The organism is Mesorhizobium sp. C416B (genome assembly GCF_030323165.1).
Lineage (GTDB): Bacteria > Pseudomonadota > Alphaproteobacteria > Rhizobiales > Rhizobiaceae > Mesorhizobium.
On the sequence record NZ_CP100471.1, the window covers coordinates 3,895,293 to 3,913,612 of the forward strand.

An 18,320-nucleotide genomic window follows, 5' to 3' on the forward strand; every position below is an offset into this window, starting at 1 on the left:
CTACTACGTAGGGGGTTGTCGGACCGACAAGCCCGACCCCCATACGGCAGACGGCGGGTTTTCAGAATACCTCATCACCTCTTCAGAGGAATCCAGCCATGAAGAGAAAGCGGCCACAACACGCGCCGACGGCGTGGCAGTCATCCGCGCAATGGCGGCTGATCGGATCGGCGGCCATTAGCGAGTGGAATGCCGAGCGGTCCAATCTTGCTAAATGCAATGCCGCACGGAAGCGCGACCGCGAGCCGTGCCAGCTGATCGCGATGGAGAACGGCAAGTGTTTCATTCACGGCGGACGGACACCGCGCGGCGACGAATGGCATCGAACGCAGTGGCCCGACGCAAAATCGCCCGATGCCGAAAAGAGGTTTCGGAAGAAACTGGCCGAGCAGGAGCGCGCGGCACGGAAACGCTCTATTCGCTTGGCGGCAATGTCGAGTGAGGAGCGCGAGCGCCACAAAGCCTGGCACGCCGCCCGCGAGCCTGGTAGCGCGGCCGCGCGCCAACGCAAGCGCGATGAGCGCAAACAGGCGGCTGAGGTTCGCGCCATGACGGAACGGCCACGGCCGGCGCCGTCTGCCGAGTCAGCCGAACTCGCGGATCAGATAGCAGCGCTACGGGCCGAGCTAGAGCGCCGCCGAGACGACGAACAAAAACCAAAGCCGATAGGGGCATTCGCATGAGTGAATTCGAGGATGAATTTGACGACGACGAGGCTGTGCGCGCCGAGATAATCCGACGCGCTCGGGTGGAGGGCGTCAAGGTCGCATATGAAAGCGCGCTGGAGATTTGCCGTGACAAGACACAGACTGCCGTTGCAAGGGCGTCGTCGCAACGGACTCTCCTTCAAATTGGGGGTATGCTCGACCGAGCGGACCGCAACGCGGGCGTCGTGAAAGATCCGGCAGAGATGGATGGCACCGAATTGGAGAAAGCCACCCAGGACCTCATGCGCAGACAGCGCCGCCCAGCGGCAGTTAAGCCAGCCGGCGGCGCCTTCGATTAGTCACTACTCGACAGGCGCGCTCCACTCTGCCCGGTAGGCCTGGATTGACGTCACCATCAGCGATGCGGGCAGGATCATCGAAAAAATGTGAAGTGCGGTCGGACCGGGCCGGTTCAAGCGATGATCAATCCGTGCATCCCACATGCGCGCCAGGTCCATACCCGGCGTCTCTGCAAATCGGGTTCTGAAATCTCTTGCCAGGGCGCGACAGCGGTGAAGTTGATCAGCAGAGAACACCAGCTGCACGAGCATCATCTGAACGGTAGCTTCGGGGACTTGGGTAGGGCGAAGCAAGTCCCATTGCGCAGTTCCAGGCTTGTGCATTGTGAGACGTGACAACTCAGGCATTTCGGTACTCCTTTACGCGTTACAAAAACGACATTGAGGCCCGCTGCGGGGAGCAGCGGGCCGTAGGAACTCGGCAAATTTGGCGTGGGGCGCGCCTAACTGGCGGCCCCGGCCTTCAAATTTTCGTGCTGGCGAAGCAGATCGGAACAGCGCCCCTGATGAGTGCACTCGACGAATGCTGCCGCATCGCGTCGACCTCGTCGATTAGCTCCGCCATTGCCGCCGGATCGGCACACTCCCTTTCCGCACGGCGCAACTCTGACGCAATCTGAAAGAACAAAATCGCTTCGTTCTGGCATGTATTCGTTGGCATCGTTTTTCTCCGCTTTCTGTTTAGGTGAGGATAGTAACGTGCCGTTCGCCGACGTCCGTCAACAGCTATTTTTCGTTGATTTTGTTGACTGTTATTGATCGAAGCGACCTTCACACTCAACTCGCACAAAGCATTGGTAGGATTGCTTTGTTTGATAAGGGAGTGGAAAAAAGTTGATCTTGATGATAGGTCGTTGATTGCAGATGTTGATCGGGGGTTGCCTTGGCCTTCACAGAACCAACTTTCTACGTGCCAATAGGCCTTTGCGTGGCTTACTTGGCTTGGCGATTCTTCGCCCCGTCGTTCTTCATGAACCGCGAGCTCGCGCGCTATGCCCGGATGGATGCGCAGCGGGATTACGAGCGCGGCCGCCTGGCGGAGGCGCTGGCGCCTCTCGAGCCGAAGGTCGGTCCTGGCGAGGTCGATGCGGCGATCGATCGTTATCTAGATGGGCGCTGAGTGGGCTTTTTTGGCTCAAAATAAGGCTCTGCTTGCAAGCCGCTACCATGCGGACCAGCTAAGCCCCTGACATCATTGGCGCCCTAACAGTATCAATATTGCGGTTGGTGCCTTGTCGTCCCCTCTGGCGGCGGTAGGAAAGCCGCGCCTGGGTTGCAGCGCAGGCACACATACAGAGGCAAGGGCGCTGCGCTGAAGCACCCGCGGCGGCGCCAAGCCCTGCCAACATGTGGCCCGCCCCCGGTACCCTCCCCTCGGCACACTCCCAATCGCGTGGCCGGAACCCCGGCGGACCGTCGTAGGAATTTGCGGCCGATCGAAACTTCAAACTGCAAAAGCCCCGCCGAAAGTGCCCGCAAATAACTGATTTTTCCGCGCCGCAGGCCGCCTTACCTTCAACATCGGACAACCGGATGCGAGCCGATGCAGACCGAATTCATCATCCCCTACGCCGACGAGCACTATGAGGCCGAGCCGCCGAGCCGTGAGACGATCGCGTTCGACGACGAGATCGACCGGTTCATATTCGGCTTCTGGAAAGTGACGCTGCCACACGTCGATATCGCGTTCGAACTGGCATGGGTCTTGGGCTCGCTTCGCAAGTTCCGGCCGCTGTTCCAGCTTGACGACGAGCGGTGCGACAGCTCACCACGGGCATCGCAGGGGCTGCGGTTGCGGCCGCTCAGCGATTGCCGGCTTGTCATCCTGGCAACGTCATCGTGTGCATGAGCGCCGCGGCGGTGATCGTCCAGCATTGGGCTGAAGACGATCAACAGCGAGCGGCCCGCCATCCACATCGGATCGAAGACGCTCGGCTGCACGTCAGGATGTTCGAACGCGATCTTCGCAACATCGCGGACTATGCCTGGCTTCAACAGCGGAAGGCGCAGCGCCAGCAAGAGGTTGTTCGCGGGTTGATTTCAGCAGCCGCCAACGATTTGGGCGCCGAGAAGATCGCAGCATGATGCTGGTCTTTGACGCAGCACCCGTGTATATTTTCATCGCCGGAACACACGCGGATCTCGGGCAGCCGCACCGCCACGGGCTCGCCCGTAAGTTCAACCGAACACATCCAGATCGCGCATTTCGCAGAGCACCACTCGCATGCGCCGATGGTTCGAATTGACGAGGTGTTCTAGTGTCCGGACCTTGGGAAAAATATCAAACGCCAGCCGTGCCGCCGGGCTTCCGTGTCGTGTCGCAGCCAGCGCAAAACAAGCCGCGATTCCCCGGCGTACCGGCAGACGACCCGTGGGCCGCTTTCCCCGACGCTCCGGCTACTAGTCTGCCGCCTGCCAGCCCGATCGGTCCTTTCCCCGGCATGCTGGAGCAGGGCAACATCGATCTGAACGCACGTCCGATCGTCAAGAATGCCGACGGTTCCTACAGCACCGTGCGATCGATGTCGTTTGAGAACAACGGCGGGCAAGAGGTTCTGGTGCCGACCGTTGCGGACGGACAGATTTTGCCCGATCAAGCCGCGATGGAGCGCTACGGGCAGACCGGCGAGAACCTTGGAAAGTTCGACAATCCGGCCCATGCCGACATGTACGCGGAAGCGCTCCACAAAGCGCAGGACCAGCACTATGGCGCAGCAGCACAGTCGAACGCGGCACCGGCTATCCCGCCAGGCTTCAAAGTCGTGCAGCCAGCCAGCGTGTCAGCCAAGGGCGACCGAGTAGGGCAGGGTTCGTTCGGGGCGCCACCATTCGCCCCGGCGAATGGACCCTGGACGAAGTATCAGGCCGCTGCCTCTCAATCTCCGAAAGTCTTCGATCAGTTCGAGCAGCCGGCGAAAGATGATCCTTGGGCCGGTTTTCCAGACGCAAGCCCGATCGAGGTCAAAGCGCCTGATGGAACGACCGTGAGGTTTCCTGCGGGAACGCCCGACGATGTGATGACCAAAGCAATGCGGGAGACGTTCGGCGGTCCGGCCGATCCCGCAGCCACGCCAGCGGCCGACGGGCCGTGGACGAAGTACGCTGCCCCGGCAGCGCCAGCCGGCGGCAACAACATTGAAAGCCTGATTCGCGGCACCGAGCAGGCTCCTGCATCGATGTCCACAGCCAAAGACGTCGGCCTGTCATTCGGGTCGGGTATTCCACGCGGTCTCGCCGAGACGGCCATGTTCCCGATTACCTTGAGCCGCACCGTCGAAGGCGCAGGAAATTGGCTCTACAACAAGGCTGAAGACGGCGTCCGCTACGCCATCGGCGCCGATCCGCTCTCCGACGAGGAACTGGCGCGCCGCGCCGAGCCCATGGGCGTAAACGGCTATCTCTACGGTGCCCAGGATCGGACCCGTGAGATCATGGATGCCGTTTTGCACAAGCCGGAGACGACCTCGGGCAAGTATGCAGGCACCATCGGCGAGTTCGTTGCACCCGGCGGTATTCCAAGCAAGGCGGCCCGGCTTGCGGCGACCGGCCGAGAAGTGGCCCAACGGGTCGGCGAGGATCTTGTTGGAAACGTGCTGGTGCCGGCAGTCGCATCTGAAGCCGCTGGGCAAGCCACAGAAGGAACTCAATACGAGGGCCTGTCGCGCTTTCTCGGCGCTCTTTTCGGGAACGCAGGGACGGCGGCCGGCAGGGCCTACAATGCCCCGGAGAGCGTAGTGCGCCGAGCGACAAGCGAAATGACCGACGCGGACTGGCGCCGTGCGCTCGGCCTTCAGGACAACACGACGGGAGTGCGGCTTACCGGACCGGAAGCCATTGCCCAGGCAACCAACGGCGCCAGCGCGTTGCCGAACCTTCTGCGCGTCGTAGAAGGCAGCGTCGATGGGCGTGCGCGAACTGCGCCGTTTTTCGCAGCGCGTCCGGCTCAGGTCGATACCGCTGTCGGCAATGTGCTCGACCAGATTGCCCCACAAAGCACGCAGCCATCGACACTCGGCCCGCGCGCTGCGGAAGCTGCCGGCAATGTGATCGACCAGACCCGCCAAGGCATCAATGCCCAGACCCGCCCGCTTTACGACGTCGCGCAGCAGCAGATTATCCCGCAAGCTCACTTCGGGCCGATCGCAGCTGATCCGCGCTTCACCGCAGGGCTGGCGCGCCTACGCGGAAACCCTGAACTGGCCCCAGACTATGCGCATCTGCCAGACAATTCCATTGGCGTCGTTGACGCTGTGACGAAGGATCTGAACGCCCGCGGCGAAGCGCTCTCGAGCGTCGCCAACCCGCTCTATGGCCCCGAACTCGCAGGCAAGAGCACGGGCAGCGCCGCCGAAGCTCGCAATGCTGCGACCAACCATTCGCCCGATTGTGCGCAAGCCTTGGCTGAGCAGGAAGCGTTGCGCCGCACCGCGCTCAATCCGCTCGAGCAAGGCCCCGTGGGCCGCGTTGCAGCGGCCAAGGACACCGCAGGCGCTGGCAATGCCATCCTCCCGCAGAACCCGCTTACAGGCTCCGCTGGGAGGCCGCCGCCGCCGCTCGTCGACTGGTCGCTGAGGATCCGGCCACGACCGCTGGTCTGGTGCGCCAGAACCTGGCCGACCGGTTTTCCAAAGCTAATACCGAAACTCAGGAAGGCGTTCGGGACTTTGCCGGAGCCAAATTCCACAAGGATGCCGCCGGCAACGATGCCCGGCAAGAGGTGCTTGACGCCGTGCTGCGCGAGATCCCTGGTGGGCAAGCAGCTGCCTTAATGCCGGAGTTGCTGGACGTTCTCCAAGCCACCGGACGGCGCAAGCAAATCGGCAGCGCAACGGAGTTCAACCGGTCGATGAATGCTGACCTGGGAGGCGCCGCGTCTCCAACCGGCATGGCCGTCAGCCTCGTGAAGTCTTTGGGCACATCGGTCGTGAAGGCCGGCGACGTCGCCAAGCGTGCCGCACTGCGCAGCAACCTCCGATCGCTTGCCGATATGTTTATAGATCCGCGGTCGGTCGAGCTCATCCGAAACGCCAACAACCGGGGCGCCAGGATCGGCTTTGGCGAAGGCTTGGCGCGCACCGGCGCCGAGACCGGTGCGACATTGTTCGACCCGGCCGGAGCGCGCTAGCGCCGACGACGGGCGTCCATCTAGCGCCAATCAAGCGACCGCCTATAATGGCTCATGGCAGAGTCGAAAGAAGAATTTGATCAAAGGATCGCGGACGCAAAAATTGCCTTCGGCAAGAACGACGAGAGGGCAAAAATTCACGCGGCTCAGGTCCAGACGTTCTCATCTGACGCGATGAAAGCCCCAGCCTTGGTTTCGGCTGCCGGGGTTGCTGCGGCGCTGGGGTTCTACAGCGCCAACTACGATCGCCTTTCGCAAAGTCCGGAAAATCTGCAAACGTTCAACAGCATCCTTTTTTGGCTGTTTGCCAGTTTGCTTTTCATCGTTTGCGCGCCAGGCTTTGCGTATTTTTCGCAAATCGCATACGGAGCCGCGATCTACGCTACGAGCATCCTTTCACCGTTGAGACCGCCAAGTCGAAACGCCTCAGATGGGTGGGCGACCTTTTCAGATGGCTCGCCGTGGTGCTGGTTGTCACGTCGATTGCCTGCCTGATCAGAGGTGGTTTCCTTTTCCTCCACATAGTTGCCTAGAGCGGTCGCCCACCAAAGTAGACAAGGCCGTTCAAACACACTGGTGACAAAAAATATTGTGATTCGGATCAACGGGTTGCGCCTAAAAGGCGCAAATTTCGACCGAATTTGGTCAAACTCGTTGTTGCCTTGTTAAGAAGGATGGGCCATATCTCGCCCTAACAACACCCGCCACGCCTCGGACAAAGCTTCGGCTTTGAACTGCGCACCCCGGCGGGTTTTTCTTTTTGGCGAGCAAGAATCCAGCTATAGCACGGCATGAAGTTCGTAAAGCCGTCGCTTTCCATCGCTGATCAAATTGCCCGTATCCAAGGGCGCGGGATGGCCGTACCGGACCACGCTCTCGCAAGCCACTGCCTTCAGCACATCAGCTATTACAGGCTTCGCGCATATTGGCTGCCGTTCGAGGAGGCATCTCCTGAACCGGGCGATCACAAATTCAGGGCCAACGTCTCATTCGATGATGTCCTCTCCCTCTACATCTTTGATCGGCGGCTTCGCCTCCTTGTGATGGACGCGGTAGAAAGGGTCGAGGTTTCCCTGCGAGGTAGTTGGGCGCATCATCTCGCCATGAAGTACGGGCCACATGGATACCTAGACCCCTCGTTATATCGTCGGACCGATCGCTTTGCCCAAGCGTTCACCCAGCTGATCGATGATCTCAGGCGCTCTAAGGACACGTTCATTGTCCACTACAAGAACAAATACGACGACCCCGAACACCCACCGATCTGGATGACTGCGGAAGTTATTTCGCTTGGGCAGCTCTCAATGTGGTTGAGTAATTTGAAGCACCGGCCTGACCGGCAGGCGGTTGCGAAGCCGTTCGGCCTCGATGAGATGATATTCGTCTCGCTGGCGCACCACCTTACCTATGTCCGGAACATCTGCGCTCATCACGGACGGCTATGGAACAAGCAGATCACGGTAAAAATGACCGTCCCCAAATACCCCACTAGCCTGAAACTTGCGATGAACGCGGCCTCGTTGGGCCGCATCTACAACACCTTGGCGGTGCTGGGCTATCTCATGGGTGTTGTCGCGCCGGGGTCACGTTGGCGAGAGGACATTATCGAGTTGGTAGATTCGTGCCCGTTGGCGAAGCCTGCTGCAATTGGCTTTCCCCCGAACTGGAAAACCCTTCCAGCGTGGCGCATCTGAGACGAAGCTGGTATTTTGGGCGAGTTCGGCTATGATGATGCGGCCGGAACAGAGCAGAACTCGGGCATCTGCACCAACCGCTTCGGATCCTGCCGGGGCTAACGTCAACGGACTTCCAATAAGCATCTGAAATCTGAGTGCGGAGCGCTGCTCCGGCGCCGCGATGCGATCTTGGAAGCGACGTTCTGGTGCACACCAAATGCCCTCTCCGACGAAGCCCGTCCTCGATTATTCATACACTAGCTACCAACAGGAACAGCAGGGCGTGTCGAATTTTCCCGGCACGCAGCTTGACGCCGATCTGGCCGAGCTCGTGCGCAGCGCCGACGAAACCATCGACGCGCTGGCCGACGTGCGGCGCAGTGACGGCGCGCTCAAAAACCAGATCGTCACCCCCGACAGCCTGACGCCGGCGACGCTGGCGCTGATCACTGGCGAGGGCGCAACAGGCCCCACGGGGCCGACTGGACCGGCGGGCGTCGGGGCTACCGGCCCGAGCGGCCCGGCAGGGTCTACGGGTCCGGCAGGAGCCACAGGACCGACGGGCGTTAGCGGCGGTGTCGGTGCGACAGGCATCACCGGACCGACAGGGGTAACGGGGCCAACCGGAGTAGTTGGGCCGACAGGTGTGACCGGCGGCGTCGGTGCGACAGGACCGGTTGGCGCCACGGGCGTCACCGGGCTCACGGGCGCGACAGGAGTGACGGGACCGACCGGAGTAACCGGGCCTACGGGCGTTACCGGCCCCACAGGCGTCACCGGGCCAACAGGGGTGACAGGAGCTACCGGTCCCGTCGGCGTGACGTTTGTGGCGACGCGGACGGCGATGAAGGCCATCAACACCGGCACCACGACTCAGGTCTATCTGACCGAAGTCGGCCGCGAGGGTATGTTTCTGTTTTTGTCGGGAAATTACTCGACGCACGTCACCGCCGACACGTTGGAAGGTATCTACGTCAAGGCCACGGCCATTGCGTCGAGCGTCGGCGCGTGGGTCCGCGTCTATGACGGGGTGCTGCAAGCCGAGTGGTTTGGCGCGTCGCCCAACACCACGACCGACAGTCAGCCGGCATTCGCCGCGGCCTATGCGCTGCTGGCGGCGATCAGCGGCACCACAGAAGGGCCGATCGGTCGCATCGAGGGTAAGAAGGGCAAATACCGTCTTGGATCCAGCCTTTCCTTCACGCTGCCGGTTGAACTGTTCGTTCCAGACTATTTCGAGTATACGCCGACCACGCTTTCGGCGGTCATCATCGGTCTGGCGGCGCCCGTTGGGGGCCGCAATACCGGCTACGATATCGAGATCGGCGGGATTCGCGCTATCAACGGCAACGGGGCGGCTCCGACCGGCGTAAATACGTCCGGTTGCTCCGGTTTCGAGATCAGGAACGCTCAGTTCTCGCGCTTCAAGATCGGCCGGATCATCGCCTTCACGAAATACGGCTTTTGGGGCAATCAGTCGAACGACATCTATTCCGGTCAGCATTGCCAGGACAACACGATCTGGCTCGGCGACATGGCGGTCAACGGAACCGGCGTTTACATCGAAAGCGTGTCGGCCTCGCTTGGTGCGTTCCAGGTCAACGAAGTCCACGTTCAAAACAGCTTCGCGAACTGGATCAATTTCAGCGCGCCGGCCGGCGACATCAAGACCAACAACAACACGCTGCATTTCAACGCGGCCGATGCTGACACAGGCGGCGGGAATATCTTTATCAATGGCGGCTGGAACGACTTCTATTTCGGCTACACGGACGGCACGCTGACGCTGCGCGCCGGAGCCGTCTACAACCGCGTCTTCGGTCACAACATCACGTTCACCGACAGCAGCGGCAACACGACTAACGAGATATCGGACGGCCAAAACGGCACGGTCACGCTCAAGAGGTTCAAAACTGGCGGGATCGCGTCGCTGATCCGCCTTGAAAGCACGGAGAGCGGAGCCGCCTCGGCTGCGCTGCTGGAAAACTATCGCAACTCGTCGACGCCGGCCGACAACGACAAGGGCGTCGCGCACGTCTGGTACATGAACGACGATGCCGCTGCGAAGCGCAAAGTCGGCGAAATGCGCATGGATTTTCCGACTGTCGCTGCCGGAAACCTGAATTCCCGTTTCGCGTGGGACACCGTGGTTGGCAACGTCTACGGTGAAAAGATGGTGCTTTGGCAGGGCATCACCCTCGGCAGCCCGGCCGGCGGCGACAAGGGCGCAGGGACCATCAATATATCCGCCAGCTACTATGTTGCCGGCACGAAGGTTCTTGGTGCGCAGGCGACTGGCTGGACCGCTGGAACTGGAACCGCGCTGAAAGGAATATGGGCCGCCTACGCGGGCCAGACGCACACCGGAGCCTACGTGCAGGCCACCATCCAGGCGCTTGACGATAACTGCAAAAACACCTCGCAGCGCGTCAAGGCAATTGAGGACGCTCTGCGCACCCACGGCCTCATCAACTAGGCCATTCCAACCAACGACAGGGCCTTTCGCTTGACGCGGCTTGCCAGAAGCAGCGCCACAGCTTTTGTTGACAGGATCGGTGGATGCACGGGTACCTCGATATGGACGGGTACCTCGATATAGATGGTCCTCGCCGGCATAGGCGGATTCCCGCTGCCAAACAGTTCTTGAGCCAACTCCGCGATCTGCCGTTGCGACAGTTCCAACCGCTTGGCATCGAAATCAGCCGATGACATCTTCGCAACCGGCGCGACCTTAAGCTGGACGATGAACTCGGATCCGTGGCTTTCCTCGAGACTTGTAATAGCTAGGCTGATCAGGCCCATTTGGCGCAGTTCAAGGACCAGCAATTCGAATGAAGCCGGAGTGAAGAACCAGGCGTGAGCATCGACATAGGGGCCATCGAGATTGGCGATGTCGGCCTGATAACATCCCCACGCATGGTCAAAATTCCCGGTAAAGCTCAGCGGCGCCTTCGACCCTGCAAGCCAAGAGCCCACGCCGTTTCTGTTAACGGAGCAGGCGCGGGCCTCAAAGAGAGTTTCCGGTGTGTGGCGGGTCCGCTTCTCTCGGTAGGCCGTCAGCACTTCGCGGATGCCGGTCGTCGGCTTCAGGACATCGAAGCACTTGCGCATGTCAGGTACGGCGAGAGAGACAATGCCCCCTGGCCGCAGAAGGCGTGATACCTGTTGCAAGAAGCTGACCAAATCGGGCGTGTGTTCAATGACGTGGCTGGCAATGAAAAAGTCGTAGCCGCCCGGCTTTCTAGAGAGTGCTAATGTATCTAGCGGCTCGCCTGACCAGACGATGTCGACATCTTCAATTTGATCGGCTCGCTTGCGTATGGCTTCGACTTTGTGATTGCGGGCCGCTGCGCGCAACGCTTCCCCATCCTGAAAATCGATTACCGTTGTTTTCCAGCCGTGGGCCTTCGGCGCAACGGGACTATAGAAAGGGCCGATCTCGACGCCGACCATAGTGCTCTTGTCGAGATTCCGCAGAAGCTCATCAAATCTCATCATGTTATCGCCACAACCTGATTGGTGTGGCGTTCTGTTCTCGTCATGATCAACCGTCGCGCCGGCTTTTCGATGCCGTAGTAGGTCAATGTAGCTGCCACGAGCGTACCGGCGAGGACCAATGAAGTGTAGAGGGCAGGATGTTCCGCGTAGCTGATCCAGCGTGACAACTGCGCCATGACAGGCCAGTGCAGCAGATAGATCGAATAGGATATTTCGCCTAAGTAACGCGCGGGGCGGCTGCCAAGCGTCCTGGTTGCCAAGGGGGCCGAGATTGCGGTTTGTACGAGAAGGGCGACTGCAGCGAAATTCAGAGGGGATTTCCAGAAATCGAAAAAGTCTATGCCGAGTCGTTTCGACACTGCTGGCATTGCGGCAAAAAATAGGGCGACGGCTACGGCAAAGCTGGCGTTTGATGACGTGCGCGGCAGCAGCGAAACGCCAAGCCCGACCATAAAGTACGAGACGAAAAAGAGCCGCCCGCCGAAGGTATCGGACATTATCACCAGCAGGGGGATCGCCGTTAGCAGCATTAGGATCGATGCTAGCCTGTTGATCGAGAACATCAGCCAGATGAGGCCGAAAAGAGCGTAGAATTGAACCTCGATCGGGACCGTCCACAAGACGCTCGTCGCCTGAAAGAAGGTCAGGTGGGCTGCCAGGTTGGAGTGGTCGACGGCATAAAGAACAGGGGTTCCCGTGAAGTTCATTATGACGAACGAAGCCAAAACTACCGCGAGATACATCGGAAACACCCGAGCGATCCGACGTCTGTAAAAGCCAGCCACTTCCGCCCCGCTGAACGGCAAGTTCAGGTACAGCATTCCCATAAGAAAACCGGAAAGGCAGAAGAAAAGTTGAACCCCGACCTGCGCACCACCGTCGCCGAAGACTCCAGGAAGGAAGCCGAGCACATTGCACACGTGGCCGGCGACCACCAACAGCGCAGCAAAGCCGCGCAGACCGTCAAGATTTTCTAGCCTTCCCATGCGTGTTACGTGCCCTGAATGGCGGTAACATGCCACAGGGTATAGGGATTACTTCGCTGATTTCAGGTTAGGCCGGCAAAAAGGTCACACAGAAGCTGACTAGGTAAGCCGGGTCACCGGCTTTTGGCTAGCCGCATCCACCGCAACTTCCGTTCGAGAGGATCGGAGGCGTGACGTAAACCGGGACTTCCACCACGATCGGGGTGTGTGTGTGTGTGTCTTAAGTCTCGCCATAAGAACGTATAGAGAACAAGGTTCTTGATCGTCAAGCCGATTTGTGGAATCTTTTCAACATGAGCGACGAACCATCACGGCTTGCCGAAGGCATTACAGCGCCCCCGCGCGATCGACGACGCGTCTACAATCATGTGTGCGAGCACCCCGGTTGCGGCAAGGATGCTGGGTTTGGCTTTGCTAAGCCGCGTCAGCCTTCGCACTGGTTCTGCCTGACGCATCGCGAGAACGGCGAGCGGGTCTTGTAAGGAAAAACGAGGTCCAATCACTGCCCGCGCCACCAACGTGCGCGGGCGCTGTCTAAAAGGGCTGCCGAGATCCTTGCCGCAGAGCCGTGCCACGGGCACCTATTTCCTGTGCTTCTTTCTGCTTTGTACGAGCTCCCACACGTTGTCGGAGCCGTTACATCCAGCTGAGACCACAGCGCTGCCGGTGTCTACCCAAGCCATACATTGTTTTCGAGTAAGAGATCTTATTTTCACTGCACCAAGCGCAGGCGGGTTATAGTTATCGATCTTCTTTTCGACGCAGTTTATGCGTTCTCCGAGGTCCTTAATTTTTGCGCACTCGCCACTCGCCCAAGCTGATGAAGTCGCCATCGCGACAGAACTAAAAACCAAAAACCGAAGCAGCCTACGCATATGAATTCCCCCTTTGTGCACACAGTCCAATTGACGGCGGCTAATTAAGGATATGCTTTAATACACTCCACGTTCAAGTAACAAAAAGTGGAGGTCAAACCTCCTCCCGAAAGTCCTGCAGCAAGGCGTGGCGCAGGTCTTCCTCGCCACGTAAGTGCTTTACGCGGCCGATCAGCCCCGGCTTAACCCACTGTGTCGCCGGCCGCTTCATGCCCTTCGGCGCCGGCCCGGCGCGCTCCGGGACGCGTCCAAGCTGTCCCGGATCGCCCCGCGCAGAGATCATGTCAGCGGCGAGGGTCGGCTTGCGCAGCTCCGCACAGATGCAACATTGACAATGTTCATGGTTTGTTCTACTACCGAAATCAGGTAGGACATCGACGTCTCATGCCTTCTTTTTGAACTGCTGTGCCGGACTGTCGGTGAGGATATCAGATGCGCAAATGCTGAGGTCGATGAGAAAGAAAAATGAAAGTTGGCCGCCTTGGGTTAGGGATTCGACCGCCCCTGCCTGCTCGAGAAATACGTCGGTGCCGTCCGTGACCAGGAACCGATAAGGGAGCGCCGAAGCGGTAGCATCGCGAAATTTCTTTCGAAAGTTTCTCAGTCCGCGGGATAGCCGTCTAATTTCGATGCCCGACTTTAGGAGCTGCCGGATCACTTTCATGGTGACCACATCTCCAAATGAAAACAGCCGACGGTTACCCCTGCCCCTCTTTGTGGAGGCCGAAGGCACTACGAAGCCCTCTCTGACCAGATAGTCGAGCATGGTGGTTGTCAAACCGGAAACCCGACAGGCTTGCTCGGTATCAAACTGATTCACAATGATAATTTTTTGGGGCATAACCATAGTACATAGCTAACGTATGTTCTAAAGATACGCTATAATGTTGTTCGTGGCGAGAGATTCGTTGCGCGATCGCTCGCCGTGCGATTAGGTAGCGGCCAAGGCCGCGTGGTGGGCAAATTCGTCAGCGCAGATTCTGAGCTGAAACTGGCGGTGGATTAAATGGCGCTCGAATTCGAAGATTTTACCCGCGGTTTTGTGGCAGCCTTGGTAGATGCCGATCGGACGTCTTTTCAGCCAAAAAATGAAGAGCAGCGCAAGGCTCTCTACCGAGTCCATGCGATGGTCCAAAACGAAGTTGGGGAGGCGCGTAAGAGCCCCACAAATTTGGATTGGCTGAAGACGGTAGTCCGCATCAGGAACGCGTTGGCGCCCGGTCAGACAGGTGCGTTCGATCAGTTTGAAACGGCTTTGCGCGATCTTCAGCTTAGTTTGACGGAATCTCCAAACCCGAGCTACGAAGACATCACTTTTCCGATTTCGCGCCCATTTGCGAAATCCGTGCTCGGCCGGCTAAAGCCTCGCGAACGTGCACTTGTCCAAAAAGCAGTCGGAACATTTTTGCAGGGCGCAAACGTCTGACATCGATCGGAAAAGTCGAAGAGCTTCGGGAATCCTGGCGAGGCAGTGGCGCACTCGCTGCCATTGAAGCCAGCTTAGATCGGCTTGGATTCACCGAGCTGTACATTAATGAACTCGCCGGCCGTCCCGTCGAAATGGAGAAATCCAAGGTCATCAAAGATGGCGTTTGGGGAATGGTGGAAGTTGATGGCGCATGCCTTCGCTTACTTGACAGTCCGCTTGTTCAGCGAATGCGAGGAATTCGCCAACTAGGATTTTCGTATCTAACGTATCCCTCGGCTGAGCACACACGCTTCATTCACAGTTTGGGGATGTATTGTGTCGTGTCACGTTTCCTAGACACGATTGCACGCAGGCAGGAGCAAGGCGGCGGTACCGACGGGGTATATAAAATCTGGACGCCAAAACACGAAGCCAACCTCCTGCGACATGCAGCAATCCTTCACGACGTCGGCCACCTCCCGTTCTCGCACGTTACCGAGCAAATCATCCAGCACGACCCAACGAGCTTCCGGTGCGGGCGGATCTCAGCCGATGCATTTGTGTTTGCAGCGGAAGACATATTGGAAACGAAGCCGAAGCTCGCCGAGGCCCTTTCGGTAGCGATTGTCCTGACCGATCGGTTCCATCATTTCTACCAGAATTGCATAGACCGGAAAGAAGCTGAAAGTCAGTGTTTGCGAATCGCGGCGCTTATCGCCGGGTTAGAGCCAGATCCGGGCTTGACGGGACTTGCCAGTCTCATTTCGGGCCCGTCGATCGATGCCGACAAGATCGACTACATCAATCGAGATGCTCTGGCATGCGGCATACCTGTTGGCGTCGATGTCAGCAGGCTTTTCTTAAGGTCATCATTTCTAGAGGTAACGCCTGCCGAACTCAGACGGATGAGATCGGCCACCGTCGATCCGCCCCGCTCAGAAGTAGTTTTCGTCGTGAATTCGTCCGGTCTCGACAGCATCGAGGAAATTGGCCAGGCGAGGACGGTGTTGTACCATCGGGTCTACCTTCACCAAACGACGCGAAATGCCGAACGGTTGCTTGGAAAAGCTGTTCAAGAGGTTGTGCTGGACCCCAATAGAACGGCCCAGAAGACTGAGATGAGAGACGTTGCGAAGCTTTGGGCGATGAATGACGCCAACCTCTTGGAGCAACTTTCAACAGGCCGAAATGCAAGCGCCGCGAGGATAGCCAGGAGGCTCCTGACTAGAAGGCTGCCTAAAAGAGCGTGCGTGTTCGGCCGAACCTACATAACCAGCGCGGTTCCCATCGACGACCTTTTCCCAAGAATGGATCAGGGTGCGAAGAAATCCTTGTCCAAGCAGATACTTGGCACTGCGCTCGAGGAATTGCGCGCGAGAAAACTGCGGGGTAAGGCGCAACGAGACATCGAAAATCTGATCCTACAAGAGGCACTCGCGCTTGCAGAGTTATTGGGGCCTGATGTGACCAAGATCGCGACCGGCCAACGGCCGGAAGTTGTCTCAATCCTTCCGATGTCAAACGTTGAGCCCAATCGCAGCGACTGCATTATACTGGAGAACGATCGTCTCAACTCAACTGCCGCAAGTAGCGTCTCTGATGAGCAGATGGAGGCGATGGATATAGTGAAATCTACGGGCTATGTGCTTACCGACCCGATCTGGCGGAGCTTGGTCTGCATCGCGACTCAGCGTGTTTTCTATGAACACGGGAGAACTGAAGCCAACGTTACGCTTGTTCCCTTTCCGGGCATTGAATTCACTGTTCGCGCGAGGAGTCGGCTTCTACTCGACCAAGTGGCCGTGCGAAGCAAAGTTCAACTCGACAAAGCCGAAATAGACAAACTGACTAGATCGGCCGTCCGCAAAAACTATTTCGACCCAACGCCGCGTTTGGCACCCCTGGATGTCGATGAAGGGGCGATCGCACAGATCGCATCCACCTTGGCCAGCTTCAACGGTCAAGGCGGTTGGACGGTTAGTTCCAACACAGTCAAGTCCTACATAGTGCAGTTCCCACCCCGGCATCGGGGCGAGATGGTGAAACTGCTCCAAAAATTCTATGTCCTTGATAGGTCCGAGTTGTCGCCAGTCATCGCCGGGCTAATACGACAAGTCGATCTTGGAGCAGGCCGAGGGTTCGTCGTGCCAATGTCCCCCGACAGTGGTAGCGCCGTCCGGACACAAATAGAACAAGACCTGAGCTCCAACTTCGCCGGGGGCAAGTTTCAATTCTGCAAGACGATCCGGGACGCTTTTCAGGTGGCTAAGCCAGGGGACACCCTAATCCTTTGTGACGACAACATTACCTCGGGATCCCAGGCGTTCTGCCAATTTCAGGCGTGGCTTGGGATCGAAAGGGTTCGCTGGGCGAAGGAACTTCGCAGGGAACGCGGAATCGAGAACACCGCGCTTGTCGAACGGGACATTGAACTTCTGAAGCAGATTAATATACAGATCGTCACTGCCGCCGGAACCGACGTAGCCAACGAATTTCTGAGCACTCGAATGACCAAGTTAGGTCTACGGTTCAATGGGGCCCGCTTCGGGCGAACGCTCTCTATGGTATCTCACAGTCTCGGCGATCTTGAAGGGTTTCTCCGGGGCGTCGGCGAGCAACTGGTTGCCTGGACACGATTCAATGCGGATGGTTTGCCGACTCTTTCGTCCGCGCAGCTAAGTGAGTGCAAAAGAGACGCGCTTGGTTATCGAGGGGCAATGGCATTAGCTTGCACTCCGCTGAACGTTCCAACGGGGACGATTACAGCGCTTTGGTCTCCGGGGTTCTACAATGGCGAACCTTGGGTGCCGCTGTTGATCCGCCGCGGCTATCTCGAAAAATTGGTGGTGGGGTGACAGCCCTCACTCGTGCTGCCCAGGTGCTGCCCGAAATGCGAAAGGCCGGATCTGTGATCCGGCCTTTTTCAGCAACCGCTTGATTCCCCTAGAGGAAACTGGAGCGGGTGAAGCGATTCGAACGCTCGACCCCAACCTTGGCAAGGTTGTGCTCTACCCCTGAGCTACACCCGCTCACACGGCCCTTTGGCCGCAAGCCGGGCCTATATGGCTGAAGAGCGCGGCGATTGCAACAGGGAAATGACGGGCTTTTTGGTCGCGCCAAATCGCTTGGCGGAACCTTGTCGGCCACGCGGGTGGTTCATCGACTTCCCGCATGACGGTCTTGTCTCGGCGGCATCATTGGCCGTAAACGGCTTTGCCGCGCGCCGATACAGGGGAAGACCACCAATGCCGAAGACCGAAGCCGAGCTTTTCGCCTTTCTTGCCGATCTCGGCATATCAGTGTCGACCGTGCGCCATCCGCCGCTCTATACGGTGGCCGATTCGCAGTCGCTGCGCGGCGAGATACCGGGCGGGCACACGAAAAATCTGTTTCTCAAGGACAAGAAGGACAATTTCTTCCTGGTCAGCGTCGGCGAGGAGGCGGTCGTCGACCTGAAGCAGATCCACACGATCATCGGCGCCGCCGGCCGGGTGTCGTTCGGCAAGCCGGAGATGCTGATGGAGCTGCTCGGTGTCATTCCGGGCGCGGTCACCGTGTTCGGGCTGATCAACGACACCGAAAGACGGGTCAAGGTGGTGCTCGACCAGGATTTGATGGCACATGCGACAGTCAACGCGCATCCGCTGACCAATGAGGCGACGACGTCGATCGCGTCCGCCGACCTCATCAGATTCGTCGAGGCAACCGGACATGATGCTGCTATCTTGAAAGTCTCGGCTTGATCG

General features: G+C 58.7%; 18 protein-coding genes and 1 tRNA gene. 13 read left to right on the plus strand and 6 right to left on the minus strand.

The features are described 5' to 3' along the window. The first annotated feature begins 98 nt into the window (after positions 1-98). Both NLY43_RS18985 and NLY43_RS18990 read left to right on the plus strand, forming a co-directional pair. Positions 99-683 carry a hypothetical protein gene (locus NLY43_RS18985; protein ID WP_023710290.1) on the plus strand — a complete coding sequence of 195 codons (585 nt, stop codon included), beginning with the start codon at positions 99-101 and terminating at the stop codon, positions 681-683. Then, entirely contained in the window at positions 680-1,006 is a 327-nt protein-coding gene (locus NLY43_RS18990) for a hypothetical protein (protein ID WP_023710289.1), read from the plus strand. The genes NLY43_RS18985 and NLY43_RS18990 overlap by 4 nt, the downstream gene beginning before the upstream one ends. A gap of 3 nt (positions 1,007-1,009) precedes the next feature. On the opposite strand, the gene NLY43_RS18995 is transcribed toward NLY43_RS18990, so the two are convergent. Then, positions 1,010-1,354, minus strand: coding sequence for a hypothetical protein (locus NLY43_RS18995; RefSeq protein ID WP_023710288.1), 345 nt, complete (start codon positions 1,352-1,354; stop codon positions 1,010-1,012). A gap of 535 nt (positions 1,355-1,889) precedes the next feature. On the opposite strand from NLY43_RS18995, the gene NLY43_RS19000 reads away from it, so the two are divergent. The 8 genes from NLY43_RS19000 to NLY43_RS19035 all read left to right on the plus strand — a co-directional run bounded on the left by NLY43_RS19000 (position 1,890) and on the right by NLY43_RS19035 (position 10,283). After that, positions 1,890-2,126 carry a hypothetical protein gene (locus NLY43_RS19000; RefSeq protein ID WP_156935564.1) on the plus strand — a complete coding sequence of 79 codons (237 nt, stop codon included), beginning with the start codon at positions 1,890-1,892 and terminating at the stop codon, positions 2,124-2,126. A gap of 423 nt (positions 2,127-2,549) precedes the next feature. Next, positions 2,550-2,855, plus strand: a complete 306-nt coding sequence (locus tag NLY43_RS19005) for a hypothetical protein (RefSeq protein WP_023710285.1) — start codon at positions 2,550-2,552, stop codon at positions 2,853-2,855. Beyond that, positions 2,852-3,091: a hypothetical protein gene (locus NLY43_RS19010; RefSeq protein ID WP_023710284.1), complete on the plus strand. Its 240-nt coding sequence runs from the start codon at positions 2,852-2,854 to the stop codon at positions 3,089-3,091. Before NLY43_RS19005 ends, NLY43_RS19010 begins: the two co-directional genes overlap by 4 nt. Positions 3,092-3,447: 356 nt before the next feature. Then, a complete protein-coding gene (locus tag NLY43_RS19015) occupies positions 3,448-5,775 on the plus strand; it encodes a hypothetical protein (RefSeq protein WP_023710283.1) in 2,328 nt (775 codons plus the stop codon). Then, entirely contained in the window at positions 5,775-6,131 is a 357-nt protein-coding gene (locus NLY43_RS19020; protein ID WP_023710282.1) for a hypothetical protein, read from the plus strand. Before NLY43_RS19015 ends, NLY43_RS19020 begins: the two co-directional genes overlap by 1 nt. Before the next feature lie 54 nt (positions 6,132-6,185). Next, positions 6,186-6,626 carry a hypothetical protein gene (locus tag NLY43_RS19025; protein WP_023710281.1) on the plus strand — a complete coding sequence of 147 codons (441 nt, stop codon included), beginning with the start codon at positions 6,186-6,188 and terminating at the stop codon, positions 6,624-6,626. A gap of 296 nt (positions 6,627-6,922) precedes the next feature. Then, on the plus strand, positions 6,923-7,825 hold the full coding sequence (locus NLY43_RS19030; protein ID WP_023710280.1) for an Abi family protein: 903 nt from the start codon (positions 6,923-6,925) through the stop codon (positions 7,823-7,825). Between the two features lie 826 nt (positions 7,826-8,651). Continuing rightward, positions 8,652-10,283 carry a hypothetical protein gene (locus NLY43_RS19035; RefSeq protein ID WP_050589724.1) on the plus strand — a complete coding sequence of 544 codons (1,632 nt, stop codon included), beginning with the start codon at positions 8,652-8,654 and terminating at the stop codon, positions 10,281-10,283. Here the strand turns inward: NLY43_RS19035 and NLY43_RS19040 are convergent. The 4 genes from NLY43_RS19040 to NLY43_RS19055 all read right to left on the minus strand — a co-directional run bounded on the left by NLY43_RS19040 (position 10,280) and on the right by NLY43_RS19055 (position 14,013). Beyond that, positions 10,280-11,305, minus strand: a complete 1,026-nt coding sequence (locus NLY43_RS19040; RefSeq protein ID WP_023710278.1) for a class I SAM-dependent methyltransferase — start codon at positions 11,303-11,305, stop codon at positions 10,280-10,282. The two genes, NLY43_RS19035 and NLY43_RS19040, sit on opposite strands and share 4 nt — an antisense overlap. Then, positions 11,302-12,291 (minus strand): acyltransferase family protein, encoded by a 990-nt coding sequence (locus NLY43_RS19045; protein ID WP_032996874.1) that lies wholly within the window; start codon positions 12,289-12,291, stop codon positions 11,302-11,304. Before NLY43_RS19045 ends, NLY43_RS19040 begins: the two co-directional genes overlap by 4 nt. 969 nt (positions 12,292-13,260) lie before the next feature. Beyond that, positions 13,261-13,449, minus strand: coding sequence for a hypothetical protein (locus NLY43_RS19050; protein WP_023710275.1), 189 nt, complete (start codon positions 13,447-13,449; stop codon positions 13,261-13,263). A gap of 99 nt (positions 13,450-13,548) precedes the next feature. Next, positions 13,549-14,013, minus strand: a complete 465-nt coding sequence (locus NLY43_RS19055; RefSeq protein ID WP_023710274.1) for a helix-turn-helix domain-containing protein — start codon at positions 14,011-14,013, stop codon at positions 13,549-13,551. Between the two features lie 159 nt (positions 14,014-14,172). Here NLY43_RS19055 and NLY43_RS19060 point away from each other — a divergent pair, with 159 nt between their 5' ends. After that, complete coding sequence (locus NLY43_RS19060) at positions 14,173-14,592, plus strand: hypothetical protein (protein WP_023710273.1); 420 nt, start codon at positions 14,173-14,175, stop codon at positions 14,590-14,592. A 230-nt stretch (positions 14,593-14,822) separates the two neighbouring features. Continuing rightward, positions 14,823-17,429 carry a phosphoribosyltransferase-like protein gene (locus NLY43_RS19065; protein ID WP_280800305.1) on the plus strand — a complete coding sequence of 869 codons (2,607 nt, stop codon included), beginning with the start codon at positions 14,823-14,825 and terminating at the stop codon, positions 17,427-17,429. Between the two features lie 99 nt (positions 17,430-17,528). Here the strand turns inward: NLY43_RS19065 and NLY43_RS19070 are convergent. After that, positions 17,529-17,603: transfer RNA gene (locus tag NLY43_RS19070), tRNA-Gly, on the minus strand. A gap of 216 nt (positions 17,604-17,819) precedes the next feature. Between NLY43_RS19070 and NLY43_RS19075 the strand changes: the two genes are divergently transcribed. Beyond that, positions 17,820-18,317: a prolyl-tRNA synthetase associated domain-containing protein gene (locus NLY43_RS19075; RefSeq protein ID WP_023710270.1), complete on the plus strand. Its 498-nt coding sequence runs from the start codon at positions 17,820-17,822 to the stop codon at positions 18,315-18,317. Positions 18,318-18,320: the final 3 nt, after the last annotated feature.